Here is a 23,698-nt window from a genome sequence, read left to right on the forward strand (position 1 = left end):
GAACCATGCCAAATTCTTCCGACGCCGTGACAACCTACATCCTCGCCAAGGATGGCAATCGTCCGTTCTTGATGAAGAGGGCGTTCGCTGAAGACGCCGAGTTGGACATGGTCGTCAAGACCGATGCCATTAGCTTTCCAAGTTCGGCAAAGGGCATCGGGGCGATCGAAGACATATTGGTGCGCCGGTTCGGTGCGGACTACGAGAATGTCTTCACCTTCTGCCTGGCAGAAGCCCCACCTGCCGCATCCGTGGATTTTTCCTGCCATTGGCTGGTCGGGATGTCCGTCAAGGCCAATGGCCAGTTGCGCGTCGGTTGCGGTCGTTACGACTGGCACTTCGGCAGCCAAGGCCGCGTTGAGAAGCTCGTCATCACGATCGAGCTGATGAAGGTGCTTCCGCCAGATACGGTCCCGGTCAGCATGGATTGGCTGTCCACGCTGCCTTATCCCTGGTGCAGCCCGGAGCGGGCCTTGCAGCAGGCGCCTGCGTTCGAGCAGCTCTCCGACATCAAGGCCTATCTGATGCAGGCCGGCCCGATTGCGTCGACGCCCTAGCGGGCCTGTCCAGCCCGGCGGTGCGGCTTGTTTTGCGAACCGTTGGGCTTATCTTGGGTCAAACCCGCATCGCCCGAAGGAGGCGCTCATGAGCACGCTGAAACCGCTCCAGATCGACGTCGTCTCCGACGTGGTGTGTCCGTGGTGCTATATCGGCAAGCACCGCATCGAAAGCGCGCTGGCGCTGGTGCCCGACGTTCCCGTCAAGCTGAATTTCCGCCCGTTCTTCCTCAATCCCTGGGTGCCGCGCGAGGGCATCAGCCGTGAGGCCTATCTCACCCAGAAGTTCGGTTCGGTCGAGGCCTATAAGGGCATTGCGGGGCGCGTCGTTGCCGCCGCGGGCGAGGAGGGCCTCGTCTACAAGCCGGAGCTGGTCGCGCGCCAGCCCAACACCACCGACTGCCATCGCCTGATCCTCTGGGCCGAGGCGATCGGCAAGGCGCCCGAGATGAAGCAGCGCCTGATGGAGCTGTACTTCCGCGATGGTGGCGATCTCACCGATGCGAACGTACTGGTGCAGGCGGCAGCCGACATCGGCCTCGATGCCGACGATGTACGCAAACGCCTTGCCACCGACGAGGACGTCGCGCGCGTTTCGGCCGACGCGCAGGAGGCCGCCGAGAAGGGCATCTCCGGCGTGCCGACTTACGTCTTCGCGCAAAAGTACGCCGTCTCCGGCGCACAGGATCCCAACATGCTCGCTCGCGCCATTCGTGAGGTCTCGGCGGAGATCAACGCACAGGCCGCGGAGTAGGATCCAGAGGTTGAATATGTCGACAGCTTGGGCGACTATTCGGGTTGAGAGGTCGTCATGAAGATCAAGATTGTCGTGCACGATGCTGACGAGGGAGGCTTCTGGGCCGAAGTCCCGGCCATCCCCGGCTGTGCCACTGAAGGCGATACCATGGATGAGCTCATGGCCAACCTTCGCGACGCGATCGAGGGATGCCTGTCCGTCGAAGTAGCACCGCCGGAGCCGGGTGGTACCGAGCGAATATTGGAATTGCCCGCATGAAGTCTGTCTCCGGCCGGGAGTTCGCAAGAATTGTCGAACGCCACGGTTGGAACCTACTTCGCGTCAGCGGAAGTCATCACATCTATGGAAAGGCGGGCAGCATCGTTCGTCTTTCCATACCGATCCACGGCAACAAGCCGATGAAGGCCGGGCTGCTGCATCATCTCATGAAGATGGCAGAGCTTTCGGACGCAGACCTGTAGCCCGCAGCTTCCGGATCGAGTGAACGATAAGTCGCGCCGTCTCGTGCACGAGGCCCTGGGTCAACAGCGCTGCGTGAATCAGCGCCACGACCGGATCGTTCCGCCGCAGCGGGATCAGCACGTCGCCGATGGCGAAACGCCCGCGCCAGATCGGGTTGATCATGGGGTGATCGGCGCTCGCCGTGGAATCCGCACTGGCGATGGCGGGGTCGGCGCAGAGGTGACGGGTGAGGTCGAGCGTAAGCTGCGCGCCCGGCGAATATTTCGCAAAACGTTCGTCGATGCCGAGCTTGAAGAAGAAGGCACGGTCCTGATGGCGCAGCACGATGCCGGCCGCGACCGGTGTCGTGCCGGCGCGAAGCGTGATGATCTCGCATTGCGCCGTGTCTGCCAGAGCCGGAACGGCGCGGCGGATGAAGGTGGCGTCGCCCGCATGCTGGATCAGCGCGGTGCCGCGCTTGCCCTTCCAGCCGCTGGCTTCGAGCTGCAAGAATGTTTCGAGCGCCGGCCTGATGTCGTCCGGCTTGCGCGCGACGTCGAACACGACGGCGCCGTGCTCTTCGAGGCGATGGCGCTGGCGGCGCAACTCCTTGAGCTTCTTGGTGCCGAGCGCATCGCGCAGCATCGTCTCGCCATCCTGCGTCGCATCGAGGCTGGCGCGAATGTAGGAAGAAAGCACGCGCGGTTTCAGGCCGTCGCGATTGAGAACTTCTTTGAGCGCATTCATCGCCGCGCCGTCGAGCGCGACGTCGTTCAGCACCAGCGCATGCGCGCCGGCCTCGCGCGCCTGCTGCAACAGGCGCGTGGCCGCCTCGATCGGGGCGCCGCGGTCGATCAGCGGGCTGCACAGCGTGCCATAGGGATGCGCGCTGACCAGCGCGGGCAGGGGAATCTTTAGGGCGCGCCAGAGCGAGATTACCGGCATCAGCCCGATCAAGCGCTTCGACGATCGGTCGAATGCGGGCAGGGCCGAGGCGTCGGTGCGGCCGCGCGCGGTGGCGCTGACGGCGAGCTCCCAGCCGGGCAGGTAATATCCGTTCGGCTCGACCGCCCGCTGCGCGAGCGCGCGCCATTGGCCGGGGTCGATGGATCTGAGCGGGACGAGCGCGCGCGCCATCGCAGCATCTTTTGCAGATGCCGGATTGATCGCTGCCTGATGCGCGATGTCGACCACGTCCCGTCCCCGTTCACGCGGGCTGAGCCCGTGTTAGATGGTCATGCTTAGCGCAAAGATTGGAAAATACCGTTGGGACGCGGCTTCAATTCGAGTGGTATTATTAACGTCTCATTGAGCATGCGGGCGGCAGGCGGCCGGATGCCTCGATGGAACGTGGGTGCTACTGGTCACCCGGCACGAAATGGTCACGGGCGCTCGCGCGTCCACCGCTGGCGGTGTCGGTGATGGCGATGTCTATGTCGCGCGAGGTCTTCGGCAAGTCGGCAGGGCCGACCTGAACCGACATCCTGACCTCGCGGGTCTGATCCAGTCCGACCTCGACAACGGGCTTGGCGTTGGGGCTGGCCTCGATGCCGGCGATGCGAACGGTTGCGCCGGGAAGTCCGGAGACCTCGAGCGCAAACGAGCGCTGCGCGCCCTTGTTGAGGATGCGGACAGTATAGTCGTTGCGCACGCCGCCATCCGAGAGCTGAACGAAGAGCGGATTGCGCTCGTGCAGCACGTTGACGTCCATCGTCGCACGCGTGGCGAGGGCATAGAGCATGATGCTGCCGACGATGGCGATGGCGGCGACATAGATCAGCGTGCGCGCGCGGATGATGCGGTAGATCGGCGTCTTGCCCTCGCGCCGGCGCTGCATGTTGATGTCGGTGTCGTAGCCGATCAGGCTTGCGGGGCGGCCGATCTCGCGCATGACGGTGTCGCAGGCGTCGATGCACAGGCCGCATTGGATGCAGCCGAGCTGGATTCCCTCCCGGATATCGACGCCGGTCGGGCAGACATTGATGCACTGGTGGCAGTCGACGCAGTCGCCGGCGAGACCGCCATGGGCGCGGGCTGCCTCCGCCTTCTTCACCGACATCCGCGGCTCGCCGCGGTCGGGGCGATAGGTGACGTTGAGCGCCCACTCGTCGGTCAACGCCGCCTGGATACGCGGCCACGGGCACATGTAGATACAGACCTGCTCACGGGCGTGACCGGCGAAGAGGTAGGTCGTCGCGGTCAGGATGCCGATCCAGAGATAGGAGGTGATCGGAGCCTGGAGGGTGGCGAGATCCTTCATTAAGGTCGGCGCGTCGGCGAAATACAGCACCCAGGCGCCGCCGGTCCACCAGGCGATCATGATCCAGAGAAAGTGTTTCAGCGCGACCTTTCGGACGTGTTCGAACGTCCAGTAGCGCTTGTCGCCCTGCATGCGCTCGCGCCGGTCGCCCTCGACCCAGCGCTCCACCGCGTAGAACAGGTCGGTCCAAACCGTCTGCGGGCACATGTAGCCGCACCACAGCCGGCCGGCGACCGCATTCATCAGGAACAGCGTCATCGCCGCGATGATCAGGAGACCGGTGAAATAGTAGACCTCCTGCGGCCACAGCTCGATGAAGAAGAAGTAGAAGCGGCGATGGGGAAGGTCGATCAGCACCGCCTGGCCCGGCAGGCCGGGCCCGCGGTTCCAGCGCATGAACGGCAGCAGATAGTAGGTCCCGAGCGTGACGCAGAGGATCGCCCATTTGATGCGGCGGAAAGGCCCGTGGACCGACTGCGGATAGACCTTCTTTCGCTTCTGATAGAGAGGCCCTTCGATGAAGGTGTCGTCGGTCATGTCGCGCTTCCCGCGTTTGAGCCAGTGAAGCCCTATTCCGGTGCACAGAAGAGGCGGTACAAGGTCTCCAGCACCGCGTGCGCTTCACGGCTCGCGAGGCTGTAGTATATCGTCTGGCCCTCCCGCCTGGGTTTGATCAGGCTCAAGGCGCGCATCTTTCCGAGATGCTGGGATAATGCAGCCGACGACAGGCCCGCGATGTCGGCGAGTTCGCCGACGGATTTTTCGCCGTCCAGCATGTTGCAGAGAACCAGGAGTCGCTTGGGATTGCCCATGGCGGTCAGGAGGCGGGAGGCCTCTTCGGCCTTCTCCTCCAGAGCGAGCAATTCCTGATTCCGGGGCTTGCGCTTCATGACTGTCCAATATATTAGTATATTCGAATATAAGAAACAACTGAAATATATGTATCCGGTGCTCGCGCCTGGGTTACTCTCGATCCGGAGGGTCAAAATGGTCGCCACGCCTTTCACGCCGATTGCCTCGCTCCTGGGCGGGGCGCTGATCGGGCTGTCCGCGGTGCTCCTGATGTGGGCGACGGGACGGATCGCCGGTGTCAGCGGCATCGCGGCGCGATTGTTTCCGCCCTATGAGGACCGCGAATTCGCCGGCCGGCTCGCCTTCGTCGCCGGCCTGGTTGTCGCACCCGTGCTGGTGCGTCTCGCCACGGGTAGCCTGCCGGCCCAGACCATCGAGGCGGGAACGCCGCTTCTGATTGTCGCCGGATTGCTGACGGGCTTCGGCGCGGTGTGGGGCAGTGGCTGCACCTCCGGCCATGGCGTCTGCGGGCTGTCGCGCCTCTCGCTGCGATCGTTGGCGGCGACGATCACCTTCATGGCGGCGGGCATCGCCACCGTCTTCGTGATGCGGCACTGGAGCTGACGGCGATGGCTATCCTCGTTCAATTCGTGATCGGCCTGATCTTCGGACTCGGCCTCATCGTCTCCGGCATGTCGAACCCCGCGAAGGTTCTGAACTTCCTCGACATCGGCGGAATTCCGGCAGGGACTTGGGATGCGAGCCTTGCCTTCGTGATGGCCGGAGCGGTGGCCGTGACTTTCGTCGGCTTCACCCGCGTCCTGAAGCTCGCGCGTCCGTTCTTCGCCGAACGATTCTATCTTCCAACGCGACGGGACATCGATCCCAGGATCGTCGCAGGTCCCGCGATCTTCGGCGTCGGCTGGGGATTGGCGGGTTTCTGCCCGGGGCCGGCGCTGACTGCGCTCGGATTTGGCTCGGCGTCCGCCGTCATCTTCGTCGCTGCGATGTGTGTCGGCATGGTGCTCGCCCGCTTCGTCGCCCACCTGCCGCTGCTGACGCGCTTCGTCGCGCCGGCCGATCCGCTCGAAACCTAAGGTAACCGCAGAGAGTAAGTCATGGACAAGAATTATCCCGAGATCACTCAGCATATCTCCGCCAATCTGCGCAAGCTGCGGAGCGACATTCCCGACACTATGAAGGGATTTGCGATGCTTGCCCAAGCCGCGACGCGTGACGGCGCGCTGGACAAGAAGACCAAGGAGCTGATGGCGCTGGCGCTAGGTGTCGCTGCGCATTGCGACGGCTGTATCGGCTTTCACACCGAAGCCCTCGTCAAGCTCGGCGCGACGCGCCAGGAGGTCGAGGAGACGCTCGGCATGGCCGTGTACATGGGCGGCGGACCGTCGCTGATGTACGCTGCGGACGCGATTGCGGCCTACGAGCAGTTCCAGCAACAGACGGTGGCCGCCTGAACGTTATCGCGCAAAGCAACACGTGAAAGGACCGGGCGAGCATCGAGGCCCGGGCCTTTCCGTCGGTGGCTTTATCGATTACCAGCGGTCGACACCGACGCCCACGCTGACGCCGGGCGCGCGAATGCCGACGCCGGCGCGCGGACCATCGTCCCAGTCGCGATAGGTGCGGCGCTCATAGTAGCGGTCGCGCGGCATGGTCGCGTAGGAGTCGCGCACGATGACGCGCGCGCCTCCTCGGGTGCGATAGCAATTGCCGGAATCATCGCAGACGAGCCGGACTTGCTGAATGAGTTCTGGGTTGGTGTATTCGCTGGTCGTGTAGATGTCGGCGGCCTTTGCGCCGCTCGCCGCAGCGAGGGCCCCGACGCCAGCCAGCATTGCAATCGTAAAATTCCTCATCCTGTCCTCCTCCGAAACTGCCCTCTGCGGTAACAAGAAGGGGAGGCGGGGATCGTTCCGGCCGTTGTGCAGGTTTTTCCCGAAACCGTCGCTTGCCGCGGCTTGTTCCTCGTCAGGTCGGGAAGATGAGGCACGTCGTCGTGCCATGGGCAAGCAATCGGCCCCTCGCATCTGTCACGCGTCCGTCGGCCGTTCCAATGCGACGGCCGCAATTCAGGACCTTGCCCTCAGCCGTGATCGCGCCTGTCTCCGGAGTGATCGGCCGCAGCAGCGAGATCTTGAACTCGAGCGTGGTCTGGCCGATTCCTTTCTCGAGCGTCGATTGGATCGCCAGCCCCATGCAACTGTCGAGCAAGGTGGCCGTGAGACCACCGTGCATGGTGCCTGCCGGGTTGAGGTGAGCGCCGGTGGGCACGAGCGCGACGACGACGCGGCCATTCTCCGCCTCCACGACATCATAGTCGAGGGTCTGCGCGATCGTGTTGAGGGGGAGTGTTCCTGCAGCGAGACCCTGAACGAATTCGAGCCCACTCATCTGGTTCTGACGTTCGGCGTCAACTGTTCCGTAGATCCTGGTGGCCATCGATGTCCCCGTTGTTGCTCAGCCGGCCGCGAGCCTGCGCTCGCTGCTCCTTTTTCGGAATGCCGAAGGCGGACGACCGTAGAGTTGCGTGAACGCCGTGCTCATACGTCGCACGCTTGAAAAGCCGGAACGTTCCGCCACGGCCGCGATCGGAAGATCGCTGGCATCGAGCAGGCGCTTGGCGCGCTGCACGCGGAGCGAGAGGGCCATCTGCAGCGGGGATGCGTCGAGATGCCGGGCGAACAAGCGTGTCAGATGACGCGTCCCGACTCCCAGCCGTTCGGCCAGTCGATCCACGCTGCTGCGATCCAGCTCTCCCGCTTCGATCAAGGCGAGCGCACGTTCGACCGTTGTCCGTGTGCCCTTCCACGCGGGACAGAACGGGGCGGTTTCTGGACGACATCTGAGACACGGGCGGAATCCGGCCTGCTCGGCAGCGGCGGCGCTTCGATAGAATGCAACGTTGCGCGCGAGGGGCGTTTTTGCTGGACAGACAGGGCGGCAGTAAATCCCCGTCGTCTTGACCGCGACGAAGACGACGCCATCCATTGCTGAGCCTCCCCTAAATCGGTGGACACCTATAGCTTAGGCAGCGAGAGGTGTGAGATGACGAAACGGCAGCGACGGACCTATTCGGACGAGTACAAGCGGCAGGCAGTTGATCTGGTTTTATCGAGCGGCCGCTCGGCGAAGTCAGTTTCGAAGGAGCTCGGGCTTGACGGTTCCGTGCTGAGCCGATGGGTGTCGGAGCGGGGCACGGTGGAAGCCGGCGGCAGCGCCGTGGCGCCGACATCGCAGGCGGTGCTGCCGTCGGCGGACCAAGCTGACATGATTGCGCGGTTGCAGCGGGAAAACGAACAGCTGCGCATGGAGCGCGACATTTTAAAAAAGTCGATCGCGATCTTTGCTGGACCCCGGACATGAGATTCTGCTTCATCGAAGATCGCCGCGCGGACTATCCGGTCGAGATCATGTGCCGTGTGCTCGGCGTCTCGCCCGCGGGCTACTATGCTTGGCGGTCGCGCCCGGAAAGCCCCCGAGCCGCGGCCAATCGAGAGCTGCTGGAGGATATCAAGCAGGTTCATCGCGACAGCCATGGCCGCTACGGCAGCCCGCGCATCCATGCCGAACTCAAAGCCCAGGGCCATGGTGCAAGCCGTGGCCGGATCGAACGGCAGATGCGCCACCATGGCATTCGGGCCATCTCGGCCGGGCCGAGACGATGCCGCACCACCGACAGCGGGCATGGTTTCCCGATCGCGCCGAACCTGCTCGGCCGGAACTTCTCGGCCGCCATGCGCAATCAGGTCTGGCTCGCCGACATCACCTATGTCTGGACCGGCCAGGGATGGTTGTACCTGGCGGCCATCATGGATCTTTACAGTCGTCGTATCGTGGGCTGGTCGATGGACGACCATCTGCGCGCCGAACTGCCGCTTGCCGCGTTACGGATGGCGATCAAGGGGCAGAGGCCCGGCGCCGGCCTGATCCATCATTCCGATCGCGGCGTCCAATATGCTTCAACCGAGTACCGCCACGCGCTGCAAGCCGCCGGCTTCCGGCCTTCGATGAGCCGCAGAGCCGATTGCTACGACAATGCCCCGATGGAAAGCTTCTTCCACACGCTCAAGACCGAGTTGGTCCATCACCGCCAGTATGCAACCCGCGATGAAGCCGTGCGCGACATCTTCACCTACGTCGAAGGCTTCTACAACAATCACCGTAGACACTCGGCCATCGGCTATATCAGCCCCGTCGAGATGGAGCTAAAATCGGCTTGAACCCTGTCCACTTTCTTGGGGGAAGATCATTGCCGCATCACGGCGGCGAAGGGCTTGGTAGCTTGCGTCGAACTTTGGCATGGCCTCGCTATAGTGGCCGAACCTTCGCGGCGCGAGTCCGATGCGATGATCACGTCTGAAAACGACCGAAGCTAGATAGGTTCGTAAGCCTCCGTCCCGCAGATGTCATCAGCTTCCGCGCGGCGGCGATCGACGACCTTTCCGCCATTGATGGTCACGACATAGGTCTGGGGGCCGAGCGAAGAGCCGGTTGCCGAAGTGAGCTGCGCGCGGACGCAGGCGGTCCAGCCCGGTCCGCGCACCTCGCGATGCGGCGCGGCGACATGCACCTCGCGTGGATAGGACGTGTTGAGGAAGACGATATCGATCTGCTCGCGCACCACGCGCTTGACGTCGGGGGGCGGCTCAGGTGGTTGCTGCTCGGTTTCCCTGATGCGCATGAACTCGGGCACCGGCGCGCGGCTGTCAGCGAAACCGCAGGCCCCGAGCGCGAGCGCGCCGGCCAGCAGCGCCACATGGGCAATAATCCGCAACATCCGTGAAGGTCCCCTGCGGGCCAACAGATAGGAACGAATGCGATCCGACGAAGTCCGCCCCGATCAAGATTTGCTGAGCGTCTGGAACCCGCGGCATTTGCTATTAGGGGATTGCAGGCTAGTTTGTACTCCAGACGAGGGGGATTGCACCAATGAGGATTTTGGTCATAGCAGCCGCGGTGCTGGCGCTGGCGGGCGGATCGGCCCAGGCGCAGATGGGCGCCGGCAGCAAGCGCCAGGGCAATGCGCCGAAGACCGACAACACGCCCAAGATCGACGAAAAGGCTTACAAGGCCGCGCTCGAGCGTATCCCCGAGCCCAAGGAGAAGTACGATCCGTGGAGCGGGGCGCGTCCGAACGAGCCCGCTAAAAAGCCCAAATGAAGTGAGGCGGGCGTTGCGGACCCGCCTGCGTATTTCGGCCGCGCTCCTTGCGCTCCTGCTAGGCGACGCCGCTGTTCGTCGAGGACAGCCTGATCTTCTGCTCGCCGTTCAACGAGGCGATCGCACTCGATCCCGACACGGGCGCGCAGAAATGGCGCTACGATCCAGAGATCGCGACCAATCAGCGTCCCGCCAACCGCTATGTCTGTCGCGGTGTCACCTGGTGGGTTGATGATGCCGCGCCCGCGAATGCCGTCTGCCGGTCGCGGATCTTCATGGGCACCAACGACGTCCGCCTGATCGCCTTCGATGCGCGCAGTGGAAGAGAGCTGTGGCAGGGCCGGCTGCCAGTGCCAGGCGTCGCCAATCCCATGACCTATCTCTGGAAGGGCGAGTAATATGTCGCGATCGGCGCCGGCGGTCACTCCGAGGTCGGCACCTCGATCGGCGACAGTGTCGTTGCGTTTCGCCTGGCGCGGCCCGGCGAGGGGCCCTCTCTATAGTCACGCACGATCGATCGTCCGGGTGGACGATTTTTTTGCGGCATCCTCGGCGATCGCACTCGCGATCATCGCGCTCGTGATCGCGGGCCTGCGCTGGCGTCGTCGACGTCGTATCACGCGAGCATGACGCGGCATTGTACGCGCGATACGAACGTACATTCACATCGTATGTACTACTGTACGAAAGCGAGGCCGATGCGCCTGTCGCTACGCCAAACGGCGCGGCAATTCCGCGCAAAATTGTCGCGCGCGATCGAGAGCGTGAATGATTGCGGCAATGTGACGGGAGCATCGAGGTCGATTGCAGCGCCGCTTTCCGATATGTTTCGTACCGTGCAGGCGATTCCGCTATTTTCAAAGGTGAGCGTTCCACCCTTGAAAACACGGTGACGCTGCGCTGCACGTTTCTCGATCATCGGCATTAATCCATAACGATGATTGTGAAGTAGTGCATAGAAATTGCGTTGAAATAAACTCAATACTGGCGCTACTTGCACAGCGCTTCAGACTTCGTTTACGACGTTGGAGCGGTGAGTCACCCGCCGAGTTTACCCAGCAAGCCTTTCCTTTATGGCGTTACGCGCCGATGGAGATTCCGATGAAGACCACGCTTTCGATCCTGTTCGCCGCAGCTCTCTCGCTGTCGTCGATGCCCGCCAACGCCACCAAGCTTGATCTCGCGACCATGAGCTGCAAGCAGTTCCTCGAGAGCGGCGACGACACCATCAAGATGGTGCTGACCTGGATGGACGGCTGGTACAAGGGCGACGAGGACAACGCGATCATCGACACCGACGTGTTCGTCGACAACGCCAAGAAGTTCGGCACTTATTGCGGCACCAATCCGAACGTCAGCATCGTCACCGCAGCCGACGAAGTTCTCGGCAAGTAATCTGCGCAACCTCTGACGCGCGATAGCAATCGCGCTTCAGCGTGTTGCCTTGATGCGATCGTCATCGAGAGCCGCGATGCGCCTTGCGCTTACGCGGCTCTCTGCTTTTCGGGCGATGCTCACCCCGGCAGCATCGCGAATGCGCTCGACACCATCGCCACCTGCTTGTTGTCGGACGCCGAGAGCAGCGTGACGCGGCCGAAGCTCATGGTGCGCCCGAGCCGAACCACGCGGGCATCCGCAAGCACATCCGAGGAGGACACCGCGCGCATGAAATGGGTGGTCTGGTCGACCGTGGTCATCGGACGGTAGCCGCGGTTGGCGGCGAGGTTCGCGATCACCATCGCGGTGTCGGCGAGCGCCATCAGCGCCTGGCCGCAGACCACGCCGCCGTTGCGGCACAGCCGCTCCGAGAACGGCATGCGCAGCAGCGCGCCAGGCTGCCAGTCCGGCGCATCCGCTGGCTGTACGTGCTCGATGCGCTCGACCGCGAGGTTGAGATCCTGGACCCAGGGCGCAAAGACCTCGCCGAGGATGCGTCTGGCCTCGGTGATGCCGAACTCCACTTCTGGCTGCGATGGCATTGCTGGCGTGTCCTCCCTTGTTACCGGATATTTCGGCCATTCTGCGCGGATCGGCGCGGCAAAGTCATCCGGCCTGGAGCCGCTCCGGTCGGCTTGAAAATGCCTGACTTGGCCCGATATGATGCCATGCTTGGGAGCGGGTGGACGATGTTGCGTCGGTATGTCCTGATGTTTTGGCTGGTGGCGCTCGGCCTCGCGCTGAACGGGTGCACCCGATGTGGCCCGATCTGGGACGATTGGCTGCACGCCCCGAAATCGTGCAGATCGGACCGGCTCTAGCGCGGCATTCGGCCCTGTACGGGCCGTCGGCAGGCGAGCCGTTGACAGGAATGACAGGGCGCGGTTGATCCGCCCCTAGTGGATGATCGAGGAGTGAATGATGAAGCTTTTCCGTATGGCGGCGGTGCTGCTGGCCGTGCTGGCAGGACCGGCCTACGCGCAAATGCCCAATATCAATTTGCTGCAGGAAGGCCCGGGCAAGACCCCCGAGGAGAAGGCCGCTGATGTCGAGCGCGAAAAGGCCTACAAGGAAACGATGAAGAAGATCCCCGACGCCAAGGCGTCCAACGACCCCTGGGGCGGCATGCGCGCCGATCCGCCGCCGAAGCAGGCCGCGCCGAAGGCATCGACTGCCTCCAGCGCGCCGAAGAAGAAGTCCGGCGCGACCGCGAATTGATCGTATCGCCCGATCGGAGGCGGCTGATGCCTCCGGCGGGGGACTCCTCTTCGTCCAGCCCGCGCCCTACATTGTCGGCAGTCGTTGCGCAGAGGAGGCGGGTCATGGCCGATCGTCCGCGGGATCTTGCCGAGCGGATGGCGCGCCGGCGCAAGATCGGCGGCAAGCCGGCGATGCGCACCGGCGATGGCTATCTGCGCGAGACCTTCACCCTGCCGCGCGTGGCGGCGCGGGCGAGGGCGGAGGCCTTCTTCACCCGCTATCCCAAGGCCGGCTATATGAGCGCGGTCGAGACTTGGCGCGAGCTGCCGGGCGGCGACATCGAATTCACGATGCGGCGGCTGCCCAGCGCGGATTAGCGGCCCGCAGCCGGTCAGCGTCTCGGCGACGATGCGGAACACGACCGCTCTCAGGCCGTCTTGCGCCCGACGGCCTTCAGTTCCCGATCAATGCGCAGCTGCACCCGCCGGATCGCCAGGAGATCGATCTTGGTCTCGGTCTTGCCGCTCTTGAGCTGCTCGCCGATGCGGAACTGCCACTGCCAGATTCCAGAAATTGCCGTCTTGGCGACGGTGAACTCAACGCCCCTGTGATTCATGGTCACCTCCCACGATTCACCCTCGATCACAGAAACATGTTGGGCGTCATAATATTCCCGGGACAAGCAAAATCTGCTGGTAAGCCTTGGATCGTTCACTGAAATCTCGAAACCGCGCGCGCTCCGAAACAAACGAAATCGGATTCCGAAAGATGCGGCTTCCACGAGGCGCCGCGGAACCATCAGGCCCTGTGCGCGGATGCGATCGGGCGCCGTTGAGGAACTCTGTTCATGGTCGGAGAACCACGGACGTTTGATCGTCCCGTGTTGCCTGACGGGTTCCGCAGGACTCCGGCGCAGCTGTCCTCGCGAGAACCTCTCGCGCTTCCATGTGGCTCGCCGGCATTCAAAAACGAAGAGGCGAGTTGTACCCTTTTCCACTTTTGCGTGCGCGCCATCTATGCTCTGGTCACGTCGAAGCACATGAGCGCGACGTCGCGGATGAGGAAGGCGTGATCTGGCTGAGACACCTTGCGCTGCGCTGGGGCGCACGGAATTTCTCGCTGGTCTGTCCGCGTTGCCGACATCCCGCGTCGTCGCCGATGTTCAGGCGCGGACGCTACATGCTCGGTGACGAGAAGCTCGTCTGCGAAGAGTGCGGCGAGACCAGTGTCGTCACCTTCTGGCGCTTCGAAGGCTTGTCGTGCCGCGCCGATCGCAATGACGCGGTGCGGCGTGCGCCGGTGCCGAACGCGCGGCACTGATCGAGCGCCCGCGGGTCCCGGCTCAACTCCATCTTGATGCACATGGCGGCATATGCCTTGCTTGCCCCGACCACGGCAATCAACACGGAAACCATCATGCTCGGCATTCCCCGCCACTACAGTCATTTCGTCTTCGGCGTGATCCAGTCCGGACTGACCTCGCTGATCGCTGCGGGGATCGCCAGCTTGCCCGCTGATGGCGCGATGCTGTTCGTGCGGCACTGGATGGTGTCGTGGCTGATCGCATGGGCTGCAATGCTGCCCGTGGTGCTGCTGGCGGCGCCCGCGATTCGCGCCTTCTCGCTGCGGCTGACGCGGGACGAGGGAAGCCGGCCGGCATGAAAAAACCCCGCTTGGGGAGAGCCAAGCGGGGGAGAAGGTTATTGGAGGCTGAGGTGCTGGGCTGCAACACCATAGCCAGACGACCCTAGCGGCCCGACCTTACGACAGCCTGACAAAGCCGGCAGATCCGGTTCAGCCGGCGCGCGCCGATGCCCGCAAAACAGGCCGCAGACTGGCCCCGCACCCGTCCCAATTTGGCCATCCGATCGCACAATTGGAGCCACACCCCTCGGCGAGATTCCACTCCGTCAGGTGCAGCCATGGGGGAAACGTGGTGCGCCGACAGCGGGGTGGCATCATGGATAAGGTCGAGCGGTCATTCGCCGCCGCGACGGCGGCTGGCTTCGTGGTTCTGGTGATTGGAATAGCGCTGCTGGCGCTGCTGTAGGGCCGCGCGCGCCTCAAAAACGGCAAAACAACCCCATGCACAGTAGGCCGCGGCGCTATTTCGCTGCGGGATCAATGGCTTAGATACGGTATTTAGATACCTTGAAGGCGCGTAACGACGGACAGAGGCGCTGTCCGCCGGAGCCCTCGACCCGCCCGATCCCGATCTAATGAACCTTGAGCGCGTCCAGCGGCAAATGGAGCTCGGCGGCACGCTCCTGGCGATCCTTCTTGCGGAACTCGTTCTCCTTCCGCTCGAACTTGATCATCTCCTCGCGCGCCGCCTCGAGCAGATGATTGCGCCTGGTGGCATCATGCTGCGTGCTTTCCGTCATGGCCGGGATCCCCATTGTTGCGGTCGAACCCGAAAGAAGTCCGCAGACCGCGGAAGGTTCAATGCCGCAGGATTGCGGAATTATGGCGGCGTCCTGGCCGAGCGTCCTTGATACACGTCAGCTTCAGGCGAACAAGCGCGCTGCGGCGCGCAAGCCGCGCGACTATTTCGGCGATTGAAGCCCGGGAGACTTGGCCCAGTCGTGCAGATGATTGGCCACGTCGGCCTGGCGGGCCTTCTTGAGTAGGGCCTCCCTTTCAGGACCGGGGGGAAGCTTTGAAGCCTGCCGCTGGACCTGCTCCACCCATGCCGAGAGCCGATCCTGAAGGGTCAGCTTTTGCTTGAAACGACGCCGTTTGAACATGGTGTGCTCCTTTCCATCCGAGGAAGGCCGGAGCGCGATCGGCGTTCTCATCACCGATAGCAGCCGCGGTCCGTGCGGTGATGGCCCATTAGGCTCCCGACTGACGGATCCGGTCTGTCCATTTGTGCACACAGCACGAATGCGGGCCGGCCAGACGACCTCACTTTTTGCGGAAGGGCAGCAGCGTGCGCTGCCGCCATGCTATCGTTCCGCGCGCATCGGAGATGGCCATGGGCTATTGGCTTTTCGTCATCATCGCGACTGGATCGATCCCGCTCGCCGGCGCGATGGCGCGTGAGCGCAGCAGGTCGTCGAAGACATGGCTCTGGGCCGCCGTGGCCGTCGGCCCCCTGGCACCGCTGGCATTGCTGATTCTCGGGGACGCGAAGATCCCGTCGTCCGCCAGTTGAGGCGGCTCGTCCGAATTCAAGGCGCGACGAAGTGAAGGACGACAGCGGCCATGACGCACATGCCGATGGCGATAGCTGCTCCGTAGCGGGGAGAGGGCCATGCCCCGCCAGCTACGAATATGAGCCCGGCCGTCGCAGCCAGCTTGAGGGCGTTCATGATCATCTGCAAAATATGGGCGCCTCCAGCCAATGACGACACTCACAAATTCGTAACGAGGCGGCCTCTCATCGTCCTTGAATGGCTTCGGACCAAAGCGCGATGCGATCGGGATCAATCGTCATCGCGCTTCGAATTGTTGTTGGCGCATGATCTCCGCGCAAACACGTTCCGCGTTTGTCGCGAGGGAAAACCGCGTCGCACTTTGCGCCGACGCGGCCGTTCGGGTCCGGATCATGCTTTAGTGGCAGGGCCTGCCGCGCATCTGCGCGTACCGGCTATGGCAGCCGTCGTGCAGTTGCCACCGCTTGGTGATCTTGAGCTTCGGAGCACACTCCGTGATCGGAGCCGCCGATGCCTGCGCCAGCGAGCCGGCGAAGATGGCGAGGGCCAGAGCAAATTTGAGAACCGACTTCATGTCTCCTCCAGAGGTTGTTCAAATGGGCCCGTCTTGTAGCGCTACGAATATAAACGCTACATTGTGTAGCATTAAAATACAAGCGCTGATCTGACGCGCGTTCTGGGCGTGGAGGTCGAAGGCCGACACCCAACTCCTGGTCGCGCCATAATAAGGGCACCCGCAAAAGCAGATTTGATCGTTAGGCTTCGTCCGCTAAATCCGCCGATGAGATGCGCATGACTGATCAGAAGGAAGTAGAACGCGACTGCCCCGAGTGCGACGCGACAGGCCAGGATCGGAACATGAAGCCGGTTCGCCTGGGCGAGAAGAACGATTTTCGTCCCTGCCCGAAATGCGGTGGATCGGGGAAAGTGAGAGAGGCCGCGAGTTGAGGCGGCCTTACTTGAGAGCGACATGACGACAGTAGTAGCTATCTCCGCAGCCTGCCTAATGGTGCTCGCCATAGTTTCGATGGTTGTCGGGTCTTACTTCTGGATTCGCGCCAGTTTCAATCGTCGTCGCCCGTCGCGGCGTTGGTTTGTCCACACGAACCCGCTTAATGCGGTGCTTTTTGAAGACGAACTGTTATCGGAAGGCCTGAAGTACAGAGGCAAGGCATTTCGGGCGATAGGGGTGGCGTTGATTTCAACCGCCGCTCTATTCACGGCATCCGCATTCCTTGCGCCTTTTTCAAACTAGGCCACTGCCGACAGTCGGGTACTGGCCGAAATAGGCCACTCGCAGATGCAAAACAGGCCACTCGACTCTTTCGGCCGCATCGCGAGAATGCATCACCATGGCTTCGGGAACCGAAATCCTCGTTTTGGCAGGAACCGTTTCGTCCGCATTTTCAATTTTCGCCGCCAACCGGGGATTGAAAATGAGGGATGACAAACGTCCTTTCGCGGAACTCTTATGGTATTCCGGTGGGCTCGTGCCCCTCGCGAGTATTTGCCTTATATGGGCGTCGATGGGAGAACAACCGATCATGCCGCAGAGGGTGATCCTTTTTATTGTCGGAGCTGCCATCGGCGGCTGCGCTCTACTCGCTGCTGGCGAAATACTCAGGCCAGTCAACATAGTTCAAGCACAGACGCCTACCGGTGGAGGAATCGCGGTGCCAAATTCCAATTCCATAGGCACAATACACAACAACCAAGGTATTATTACTCAAGGACAAATAGGTGGGACGAACGTCGTTGTCCCCAAGCCGCCCCCTCGCTCCATAGACGAGGATTTTCGAAATTTCATTCGAGCCAACTTTCCGGACAAGTCGAAAGAGATGGCACCAATGGTGCTAACTGGCGACGATGAACCAGAACGCTCAAACTTTGCTTCTCAAATTGAGGAATTTCTGAAATCGGACGGCTACAAAGTTAAGCCGAGAGTCTACTTTTTATCTCCGGGCGGCACCCCAATGGGAGTTGTTATCGACCAATTCACTGAGCCCAACGTCATCTTGATCAAGGTTGGCGTTAATACTCGTTCATAGGGCCATTCTAGGCAGGCGTTATGGGCGCCCGCCCTCAATTACCGTGAATTTCCGCCGCCGATCTGGCGGCGTCTCCGTGGGCAGCGCAGGGGCCACAGAGCGCGCGGCGCCCACAAGCTGCGCAATGCTCCAAGCCTTGTCAGCCACGCCCAGCGCCTTCGCTGGCGTCGTGCGCAGGGCTTCATGGGCGCGGCAGAGATTGTAGTGCGCAACGTACAGCGCGACGGCCGCAACGTGATTATCTAGCTTCTTGCTAAAGCCGTTCGTCAACCGGGTGAACCGACGCAAGGCCATCCGCAGCGAAAGGTTCTGGCGCTCGACGTAGCTGGTTGAAACGTACTGCTTGGGATCGCCCGATACTACGTCACGGCTTACCGCTACTACGGCTGCGGGCGAGTAGCGGCCCTGCGCTTCCTTTACCAAATGCGTTACGCTGTACGTCTTTACGATGGCGCCATGGGAAGCGTTCGGGCCGAAGGCATCGCGGATCGCTACGCGGTAGGGTGGAAGCCGTCGGCTGAAATCTCGGGCTGGCCGATGACGCGGCTACGGAGGTCGTGCAGAAAGTCCATGGTGCTTTCGGCATTCCGCTTGCCGACGCCCCAGCTAATGATTGCCTTCTGCGTCCCGGCCATGCCGATGAAAACGTGCTGATCGCCCTTGGCGTTGATCTCATGGCGCTGGACGTTCTTTTGCTTCTTGCCGACGAAGCTCCAAAGCTCGTCAAGCTCAAGGCGCTCCGTGCGGACGCCGACCATGATGCGGTCGTGCAATTCCATGCAGCCCATGCCGACGCGCAGGGCCAGGTTCGCAACGGTGCCACGGTTGACGCCAGTGAGGCGGGAAGCGGTGCGGATACCGACGCCTTCGCAAAGGGCGGCGATGACTTCAATCTGTTTTTCGCGGGAAAGGACGTTCATGAGAGGGCTCAATCCTCGTTAGGGATGGCCCGTCCGCGACTCTAGAAAATCCGCCCGCCAAGGCGTATATTCCGGATGGTTATCGCTTCGGGGCTCAATCCCGGGGTGGGTAGCTAGGGATCGGCAGCGCGCCAACGCGGTCGGTCCCACTCGATTGAAGGTTCGGGGTGCCGGATTCGGACCGACGTTTCCTACTTGTAGGGGCGGGCGGTCCTACCTCTAGACGACCCCTGAGAACTTGAAGCCGATTGCAGGGCCGTTGCGTTCCTCCCCCGAGGTTTGGCGCAGCGGCCCTTCCCTTTGTCCTCGCCCTTCGATGCTCGGCTAGCGCTTCGAAAGGCTCAAACCCTCCTAAACATGGCGTCGCTCCTTGCTAGGAATCAATCAACCATATTTCAGGCATGGGTGCAAGAAGTAGTTCTGAATTTCAGTTTGAGTATTTCAAAGGAATGTGCCATACCATTCGCCAGCGAAGGAGGAAGCGATGGCTTTGGAAATAAAACCACACCCCGCCACGACACGTTTTCCGTTCATCAATTTGGAAAAGGCGCTTACCCGGGCCCAAGAGCTATTCAGCGCGGATCAAAAGGGACGCGAGATGACCATCGGCGCAGCCTTCGCCGTGTGGGGGTATTCTGAAAAAAGCAGCGGCGGATTTCAAACGATCGCCGCGCTGAAAATGTATGGCTTGCTCAAGGATTCAAGTGGTGGGGATAGCCGCAAAGTCGGGCTAACGGATTCTGCGCTCTGGTATTTTCGCGATGAGCGCGATCACGAAAAGCAGAAGTTGGCGAGGGAATTTGCGCTCGCTCCAAAGCTGATCGCTGCGCTCTGGGACCAATGGCAAGCCTCGCCACCTGCCGATCCAGTAGCGCGGAGTCATTTGAAGGCGGAGCGGGGACTAAACGACCAAGGGGCGCGAACACTCTTGGCGATCTATAAGGAAAATCTTGCCTTTGCTGATCTCAAGGCTGGTGATAAGGTGAACCTTGTCGGATCAGAACCAGAGGAGCCGGAAATGGAACAGGCACAAGCTCCCAGCCCACTTGAGCGGGCACTGGGTCGCGCCCTTGCCATTCCTCCCACGCTACCCCGTGCGGATACTCTTCAAGAGGTATTCTATCTGGATGAGGGGCCAGTGACCTTGAGCGCGCCGTCGATGCTCTCACCTGAGAGCTATCAGGACGTGGCAGATCGGCTTGCGATCTTCTTGCGCGGCCTAAAGCGCCGATCTGATCTTTTCAAGATGATGAAAGAGGATGCCGAGAAGGGCATTGGTATCGTCAAAGACGACGACGTTTTCAAATGAAAGAGGCCGCCCACTGAGGCGGCCTTTTCTAAGTATCGGTCAATTCGAATAATGATCTAAGTGGGGCCAGCGAAATTGCGGGCCCCGAGCCGTCACTTATTTATCGTGACGACGATTTTGATGCTTATCAGCATGCGATCCGAGACCTCCATTCCGCCGCCATGCATTGCGGCTGATTGCAGGCCGCTAAGCCTACAGTTTCATTAGAACGTTAACGTAAGGCAATTCCGGGGCAGAATTTAAAACCGGCCACTGTGATTTTCAAATCAGGCCACCGCGCTCGGAAACAGGCCAGCCCCCGAAATCCCCAAAAGAACATATTGCGAACCTAGAACAAATAGGGTACATTGCTTTTATCGACGACCCGCCGCGCCAATCGTTTGTCCCGCACCCGAATCCTCGCCATAAGGAGCACGACCCGATGTCCACCACTGCCCTGCGTATCGTCGAAGGATCCTCCATGGACAAGAGTAAAGCTCTGGCCGCCGCGCTCTCCCAGATCGAGCGCCAGTTCGGCAAGGGCTCGGTGATGAAGCTCGGCAAGAACGATCGTTCGATGGATGTCGAGGCGATCTCCTCGGGCTCGCTGGGGCTTGATATCGCGCTCGGGATCGGTGGCCTGCCGAAGGGGCGCGTCGTCGAGATCTACGGGCCGGAATCCTCGGGCAAGACCACGCTGGCGCTGCACACGGTGGCGGAAGGGCAGAAGAAGGGCGGCATCTGCGCCTTCATCGATGCCGAGCACGCGCTCGACCCGGTCTATGCGCGCAAGCTCGGCGTCAACATCGACGAACTCTTGATCTCCCAGCCGGATACCGGCGAGCAGGCGCTGGAAATCTGCGACACGCTGGTGCGCTCGGGCGCGGTCGACGTGCTGGTGATCGATTCGGTTGCGGCACTGGTGCCGAAGGCCGAGCTCGAGGGCGAGATGGGCGATGCGCTGCCGGGCCTCCAGGCCCGCCTGATGAGCCAGGCGCTGCGCAAGCTGACGGCGTCGATCAACAAGTCCAACACCATGGTCATCTTCATCAACCAGATCCGCATGAAGATCGGCGTGATGTACGGCTCGCCGGAAACCACCACCGGCGGCAATGCGCTGAAATTCTACGCCTCCATTCGTCTCGACATCCGCCGCATCGGCGCGATCAAGGAGCGTGACGAGGTGGTCGGCAACACCACGCGCGTGAAGGTGGTCAAGAACAAGCTGGCGCCGCCGTTCAAGCAGGTCGAGTTCGACATCATGTACGGCGAGGGCGTCTCCAAGATGGGCGAGATCCTCGACCTCGGCGTCAAGGCCGGCATCGTCGAGAAATCCGGCGCCTGGTTCTCCTATGACAGCCAGCGTCTCGGCCAGGGCCGCGAGAATTCGAAAGCGTTCCTGAAGGCCAACCCTGATATCACCGCCAAGATCGAAACCTCGATCCGTCAGAACTCCGGCCTGATCGCCGAGCAGATTCTCGCCGGCAGCCCCGAGCGCGACGCCGACGGCGAGGAGCCGGGAGACGAGTAAGACTTAACCGGCAAAAGTTTTTCGCGAGGAGCGGGCGCTGAGGACGTTGAGTTGCCGACGTCTTCGGGGCCCGTTTCGTTTTGCGTTGTCGTGATCGGGTGGTGTGATGAAGCGTCTGATCTTGACTGGCTGGGGCTGCGGGAGTGAGCTTGCTCGATCGGGTTTGGCCGAGATCGTCGTACCGTTCCATTTTCAATTTGCGTGGGGACCGCTCCCGCCGGCAGAGAAGCTCTCGGCTTATTTCGCTGCCTACACCACGGATCTAGGACCGGCCGATCACTGGTCGGATTGGGTCCGCTGGCCGCGGGGCGCCAAGGGGCGCAAATTGTCGCTGGCGGAGTACTGCGAGGAGTATGACACGATCGAACTCTGGTTCGCCGCGACTGTCCGAGACCAACTGCAACTCGTCTGGTTGCTCGATCACCTCAGCAACTGTCCTTCGCTGGCGCCGAGGCTTGGGCTGCGATTGCTGGACTCCGATCTGATGTTCACTCCTGATTATGATTTCGCTAAAGCCGAGCCGCATATTCCCGTCGCGAAAGTCGGCGCGGAGGAGTTCGAGATTGCCAAACTGGTGTGGTCGGCCTACCGCGCGCCGACCCCCGAAGCCTGCATCGATCTGCTTCACCGCGATCTGAGTGCCTTGCTGATGCTGCGGCCGGCGTTGCTCGAGCTTTTGGCAGAACTTCCGTCTCCATTGACGGGGCTCGGTGCGACCGAGATGCGATTTCTGGAGATGCTTGTCTGGTATGCGAACACCAATCCGTTGTTCCATTTGTGGTCGCTGCGGGGCACTTACGTGTTCGGTGAGGTCGAACTGGGATATTTGCTCGAAGGCCTGGCCCTCGGCCCCAAGCCAGCTGTGTCCGGGCTGGGCGACGAATTACGCACCATCGACCTTGGCAATCTCCGAGCCCGGCACAAGGTCTATCTCCGCAGCCGCTTGTCGCTGACCGAATTCGGCAGGGCTGTCTTGGCTCATCAAGAAGACTTCAGTCGCCACAATCCCATCGACCGCTGGTGGGGCGGCACGCGGCTGACCAACGATCTGCTGTGGCGTTACGGCCATGTTCTAACGAAGCCCTGAGGCCGCGAGCATGACGCGGCTCATTCTGACGACAAACTCCTCCGCAGCTGGCGCCCTCGAACAGGCCGGCCTGGGTGATCTCGTGCTCGCGATCAATCGTCGGCTTGTCTGGGCGCGGCTGCCATCCGGCGCAGAGCTTGAAGCGTTCTTCGCGCCGCGTACGACTCAACCCTACGACCTTCATTGGCTGGACGATACGCCGCAATGGTGCCTCGAAAAATCGGGGGTGAAGAATCGTGGATTAATCGAGCTTTTCGCGGAGTGTGAATCGGTCGAGGTGTGGATGGGGCCAGAGCCAAATGCGCAATTGGTTCTGCTCTGGCTGCTCAATCATTGTCGCAGCAAAGGCGCAGCGGCCTCGGGATTGGTGATGCGTCACCTGGACATCGCCATCGGTAACATGGATTCGCAGCGACTTGCGAAGCTCGACCCGCCGGCTGTGAGACTGACGCAAGATCACCTCGAACTGGCCGGTCGTGCGTGGGAAGCCTATCGCGCGCCGATGCCGCAAAAATGGTTCGAGCTCCTGAAGGTGGATCTCGGCCTGCTGCCGCAGCTCGGCCGGGCTGTCGTGGACCTGCTTGAGGAGCTTCCGAACGTCAACACAGGTCTCGGAGCCACTGAAACGCGGATGCTGGAGTTGGTTGCGGCGGGCGAGGTGCGGCCTTTTGACGTTTTTCCGGGCGACCAGAAGCCCAACCAGCGGCGTGTTTTCTACTACTGGGAAATCGGCGCTCTTCTCGACGAACTCGCGAGGTGTCCGTCGCCGGCGATATCAGGACTTAAGGAGGGGCCGTTCACGCTGGAGATGCATATCTTCCCCGACTGGCATGCACAGTACAAGCAATCGCGCTTGTTGCTCACCGATCTCGGGAAAGCCGTGCTGGCCGGCGAAGATGATTTCCGCCGCCATAATCCGATCCACCGCTGGTGGGGCGGGACTGAACTGACCAACGATCGGCTCTGGCGCTGGGATCCAAAGAGCCGCTCGTTGGTGGCACCTTAGATACGCGTTCAGGATCGTAGGGTGGGTTAGCCGAA

At 61.8% G+C, this 23,698-nt stretch carries 34 protein-coding genes and 2 pseudogenes; 22 read left to right on the forward strand and 14 right to left on the reverse strand.

The features are described 5' to 3' along the window. The first annotated feature begins 107 nt into the window (after positions 1-107). The 4 genes from BMW89_RS16885 to BMW89_RS16900 all read left to right on the forward strand — a co-directional run bounded on the left by BMW89_RS16885 (position 108) and on the right by BMW89_RS16900 (position 1,775). Complete coding sequence (locus tag BMW89_RS16885; protein ID WP_244547608.1) at positions 108-557, forward strand: hypothetical protein; 450 nt, start codon at positions 108-110, stop codon at positions 555-557. Positions 558-645: 88 nt separating this feature from the next. Then, positions 646-1,311, forward strand: coding sequence for a DsbA family oxidoreductase (locus tag BMW89_RS16890; RefSeq protein WP_092028133.1), 666 nt, complete (start codon positions 646-648; stop codon positions 1,309-1,311). A gap of 57 nt (positions 1,312-1,368) precedes the next feature. Continuing rightward, a complete protein-coding gene (locus BMW89_RS16895; protein ID WP_092028134.1) occupies positions 1,369-1,572 on the forward strand; it encodes a type II toxin-antitoxin system HicB family antitoxin in 204 nt (67 codons plus the stop codon). Next, positions 1,569-1,775 carry a type II toxin-antitoxin system HicA family toxin gene (locus BMW89_RS16900; RefSeq protein ID WP_092028135.1) on the forward strand — a complete coding sequence of 69 codons (207 nt, stop codon included), beginning with the start codon at positions 1,569-1,571 and terminating at the stop codon, positions 1,773-1,775. Before BMW89_RS16895 ends, BMW89_RS16900 begins: the two co-directional genes overlap by 4 nt. Here BMW89_RS16900 and BMW89_RS16905 read toward each other — a convergent pair. The 3 genes from BMW89_RS16905 to BMW89_RS16915 form a co-directional block, all read right to left on the reverse strand. After that, entirely contained in the window at positions 1,738-2,949 is a 1,212-nt protein-coding gene (locus tag BMW89_RS16905) for a GNAT family N-acetyltransferase (protein ID WP_092028136.1), read from the reverse strand. The two genes, BMW89_RS16900 and BMW89_RS16905, sit on opposite strands and share 38 nt — an antisense overlap. Positions 2,950-3,112: 163 nt before the next feature. Next, positions 3,113-4,552 carry a cytochrome c oxidase accessory protein CcoG gene (gene ccoG / locus BMW89_RS16910; RefSeq protein WP_092028137.1) on the reverse strand — a complete coding sequence of 480 codons (1,440 nt, stop codon included), beginning with the start codon at positions 4,550-4,552 and terminating at the stop codon, positions 3,113-3,115. A 32-nt stretch (positions 4,553-4,584) separates the two neighbouring features. Further along, the gene (locus BMW89_RS16915) at positions 4,585-4,905 is read right to left on the reverse strand and encodes an ArsR/SmtB family transcription factor (RefSeq protein WP_092028489.1); all 321 of its coding nucleotides are present in this window, start codon (positions 4,903-4,905) and stop codon (positions 4,585-4,587) included. Positions 4,906-5,002: 97 nt separating this feature from the next. Between BMW89_RS16915 and BMW89_RS16920 the strand changes: the two genes are divergently transcribed. Genes BMW89_RS16920 through BMW89_RS16930 form a run of 3 tightly spaced genes read left to right on the forward strand, consistent with a single transcriptional unit; the run spans position 5,003 to position 6,282 of the window. Continuing rightward, positions 5,003-5,431, forward strand: coding sequence for a YeeE/YedE family protein (locus tag BMW89_RS16920; protein ID WP_092028138.1), 429 nt, complete (start codon positions 5,003-5,005; stop codon positions 5,429-5,431). A 5-nt stretch (positions 5,432-5,436) separates the two neighbouring features. Next, on the forward strand, positions 5,437-5,904 hold the full coding sequence (locus tag BMW89_RS16925) for a DUF6691 family protein (RefSeq protein WP_092028139.1): 468 nt from the start codon (positions 5,437-5,439) through the stop codon (positions 5,902-5,904). A gap of 21 nt (positions 5,905-5,925) precedes the next feature. After that, positions 5,926-6,282, forward strand: coding sequence for a carboxymuconolactone decarboxylase family protein (locus BMW89_RS16930; RefSeq protein WP_092028140.1), 357 nt, complete (start codon positions 5,926-5,928; stop codon positions 6,280-6,282). A gap of 78 nt (positions 6,283-6,360) precedes the next feature. Here the strand turns inward: BMW89_RS16930 and BMW89_RS16935 are convergent, their stop codons facing one another. The 3 genes from BMW89_RS16935 to BMW89_RS16945 form a co-directional block, all read right to left on the reverse strand. Then, positions 6,361-6,684, reverse strand: coding sequence for a hypothetical protein (locus tag BMW89_RS16935; protein ID WP_092028141.1), 324 nt, complete (start codon positions 6,682-6,684; stop codon positions 6,361-6,363). 112 nt (positions 6,685-6,796) lie between these two features. Next, entirely contained in the window at positions 6,797-7,267 is a 471-nt protein-coding gene (locus BMW89_RS16940; protein ID WP_092028142.1) for a PaaI family thioesterase, read from the reverse strand. A gap of 18 nt (positions 7,268-7,285) precedes the next feature. Then, positions 7,286-7,816, reverse strand: coding sequence for a bifunctional transcriptional activator/DNA repair enzyme AdaA (locus BMW89_RS16945; protein ID WP_092028143.1), 531 nt, complete (start codon positions 7,814-7,816; stop codon positions 7,286-7,288). 57 nt (positions 7,817-7,873) lie between these two features. Here BMW89_RS16945 and BMW89_RS16950 point away from each other — a divergent pair. After that, positions 7,874-9,048, forward strand: a protein-coding gene (locus tag BMW89_RS16950; RefSeq protein ID WP_092028144.1) for an IS3 family transposase whose coding sequence is annotated in 2 segments (ribosomal slippage) — positions 7,874-8,183 and positions 8,183-9,048 — 1,176 coding nt in all. Because the reading frame shifts where the segments join, the coding sequence is not laid out codon by codon here. 152 nt (positions 9,049-9,200) lie between these two features. Here the strand turns inward: BMW89_RS16950 and BMW89_RS16955 are convergent. Then, a complete protein-coding gene (locus tag BMW89_RS16955) occupies positions 9,201-9,605 on the reverse strand; it encodes a hypothetical protein (RefSeq protein WP_092028145.1) in 405 nt (134 codons plus the stop codon). A 152-nt stretch (positions 9,606-9,757) separates the two neighbouring features. Between BMW89_RS16955 and BMW89_RS16960 the strand changes: the two genes are divergently transcribed. Then, the gene (locus BMW89_RS16960) at positions 9,758-9,988 is read left to right on the forward strand and encodes a hypothetical protein (protein ID WP_092028146.1); all 231 of its coding nucleotides are present in this window, start codon (positions 9,758-9,760) and stop codon (positions 9,986-9,988) included. A 65-nt stretch (positions 9,989-10,053) separates the two neighbouring features. Continuing rightward, positions 10,054-10,618 (forward strand): annotated as a pseudogene (locus BMW89_RS38700) (outer membrane protein assembly factor BamB family protein); the annotation flags it as partial. A 46-nt stretch (positions 10,619-10,664) separates the two neighbouring features. Here BMW89_RS38700 and BMW89_RS16970 read toward each other — a convergent pair. Continuing rightward, complete coding sequence (locus tag BMW89_RS16970) at positions 10,665-10,913, reverse strand: PilZ domain-containing protein (protein ID WP_244547609.1); 249 nt, start codon at positions 10,911-10,913, stop codon at positions 10,665-10,667. A 176-nt stretch (positions 10,914-11,089) separates the two neighbouring features. Between BMW89_RS16970 and BMW89_RS16975 the strand changes: the two genes are divergently transcribed. Continuing rightward, positions 11,090-11,383: an HdeA/HdeB family chaperone gene (locus tag BMW89_RS16975; protein ID WP_177196104.1), complete on the forward strand. Its 294-nt coding sequence runs from the start codon at positions 11,090-11,092 to the stop codon at positions 11,381-11,383. 119 nt (positions 11,384-11,502) lie between these two features. Here BMW89_RS16975 and BMW89_RS16980 read toward each other — a convergent pair whose 3' ends face one another. Then, positions 11,503-11,967 carry a PaaI family thioesterase gene (locus tag BMW89_RS16980; protein WP_092028150.1) on the reverse strand — a complete coding sequence of 155 codons (465 nt, stop codon included), beginning with the start codon at positions 11,965-11,967 and terminating at the stop codon, positions 11,503-11,505. 379 nt (positions 11,968-12,346) lie between these two features. Here BMW89_RS16980 and BMW89_RS16990 point away from each other — a divergent pair, with 379 nt between their 5' ends. After that, positions 12,347-12,643, forward strand: a complete 297-nt coding sequence (locus BMW89_RS16990; protein WP_092028490.1) for a hypothetical protein — start codon at positions 12,347-12,349, stop codon at positions 12,641-12,643. Between the two features lie 104 nt (positions 12,644-12,747). Further along, complete coding sequence (locus BMW89_RS16995) at positions 12,748-13,002, forward strand: hypothetical protein (RefSeq protein WP_092028152.1); 255 nt, start codon at positions 12,748-12,750, stop codon at positions 13,000-13,002. A gap of 50 nt (positions 13,003-13,052) precedes the next feature. Here BMW89_RS16995 and BMW89_RS17000 read toward each other — a convergent pair whose 3' ends face one another. Continuing rightward, entirely contained in the window at positions 13,053-13,241 is a 189-nt protein-coding gene (locus tag BMW89_RS17000; protein ID WP_092028491.1) for a hypothetical protein, read from the reverse strand. Between the two features lie 452 nt (positions 13,242-13,693). Here BMW89_RS17000 and BMW89_RS17005 point away from each other — a divergent pair, with 452 nt between their 5' ends. After that, complete coding sequence (locus tag BMW89_RS17005; protein WP_177196105.1) at positions 13,694-13,945, forward strand: hypothetical protein; 252 nt, start codon at positions 13,694-13,696, stop codon at positions 13,943-13,945. A 96-nt stretch (positions 13,946-14,041) separates the two neighbouring features. Further along, positions 14,042-14,287, forward strand: coding sequence for a DUF2798 domain-containing protein (locus BMW89_RS17010; RefSeq protein WP_092028492.1), 246 nt, complete (start codon positions 14,042-14,044; stop codon positions 14,285-14,287). A 554-nt stretch (positions 14,288-14,841) separates the two neighbouring features. Here the strand turns inward: BMW89_RS17010 and BMW89_RS17015 are convergent. After that, the gene (locus tag BMW89_RS17015; protein ID WP_177196106.1) at positions 14,842-15,009 is read right to left on the reverse strand and encodes a hypothetical protein; all 168 of its coding nucleotides are present in this window, start codon (positions 15,007-15,009) and stop codon (positions 14,842-14,844) included. 162 nt (positions 15,010-15,171) lie between these two features. Beyond that, complete coding sequence (locus tag BMW89_RS17020; RefSeq protein WP_092028493.1) at positions 15,172-15,372, reverse strand: hypothetical protein; 201 nt, start codon at positions 15,370-15,372, stop codon at positions 15,172-15,174. Between the two features lie 230 nt (positions 15,373-15,602). Between BMW89_RS17020 and BMW89_RS17025 the strand changes: the two genes are divergently transcribed. Then, the gene (locus BMW89_RS17025) at positions 15,603-15,782 is read left to right on the forward strand and encodes a hypothetical protein (protein ID WP_092028154.1); all 180 of its coding nucleotides are present in this window, start codon (positions 15,603-15,605) and stop codon (positions 15,780-15,782) included. 398 nt (positions 15,783-16,180) lie between these two features. Here the strand turns inward: BMW89_RS17025 and BMW89_RS37910 are convergent, their stop codons facing one another. Beyond that, positions 16,181-16,357: a hypothetical protein gene (locus BMW89_RS37910; protein ID WP_177196107.1), complete on the reverse strand. Its 177-nt coding sequence runs from the start codon at positions 16,355-16,357 to the stop codon at positions 16,181-16,183. Between the two features lie 396 nt (positions 16,358-16,753). Between BMW89_RS37910 and BMW89_RS37345 the strand changes: the two genes are divergently transcribed. Further along, positions 16,754-17,038 (forward strand): hypothetical protein, encoded by a 285-nt coding sequence (locus tag BMW89_RS37345; RefSeq protein WP_143062776.1) that lies wholly within the window; start codon positions 16,754-16,756, stop codon positions 17,036-17,038. Positions 17,039-17,135: 97 nt separating this feature from the next. Further along, a complete protein-coding gene (locus tag BMW89_RS37350) occupies positions 17,136-17,831 on the forward strand; it encodes a DUF2339 domain-containing protein (protein WP_143062777.1) in 696 nt (231 codons plus the stop codon). A gap of 18 nt (positions 17,832-17,849) precedes the next feature. Here the strand turns inward: BMW89_RS37350 and BMW89_RS38705 are convergent. After that, positions 17,850-18,751, reverse strand: a pseudogene (locus BMW89_RS38705) (IS1 family transposase). Positions 18,752-19,235: 484 nt separating this feature from the next. Between BMW89_RS38705 and BMW89_RS17035 the strand changes: the two are divergent. From BMW89_RS17035 to BMW89_RS17050, 4 genes are all read left to right on the forward strand, one after another. Next, positions 19,236-20,060, forward strand: a complete 825-nt coding sequence (locus tag BMW89_RS17035; RefSeq protein WP_092028155.1) for a hypothetical protein — start codon at positions 19,236-19,238, stop codon at positions 20,058-20,060. A gap of 421 nt (positions 20,061-20,481) precedes the next feature. Beyond that, positions 20,482-21,570 (forward strand): recombinase RecA, encoded by a 1,089-nt coding sequence (recA, locus tag BMW89_RS17040; protein WP_092028156.1) that lies wholly within the window; start codon positions 20,482-20,484, stop codon positions 21,568-21,570. A gap of 106 nt (positions 21,571-21,676) precedes the next feature. Beyond that, positions 21,677-22,657, forward strand: coding sequence for a hypothetical protein (locus BMW89_RS17045; protein WP_092028157.1), 981 nt, complete (start codon positions 21,677-21,679; stop codon positions 22,655-22,657). A gap of 10 nt (positions 22,658-22,667) precedes the next feature. Further along, positions 22,668-23,663 carry a hypothetical protein gene (locus BMW89_RS17050; protein ID WP_092028158.1) on the forward strand — a complete coding sequence of 332 codons (996 nt, stop codon included), beginning with the start codon at positions 22,668-22,670 and terminating at the stop codon, positions 23,661-23,663. The last annotated feature ends 35 nt before the right edge of the window (positions 23,664-23,698 follow it).

Origin of the sequence: Bradyrhizobium sp. OK095, from assembly GCF_900109945.1 — a bacterium.
Taxonomy (GTDB): Bacteria; Pseudomonadota; Alphaproteobacteria; order Rhizobiales; family Xanthobacteraceae; genus Bradyrhizobium.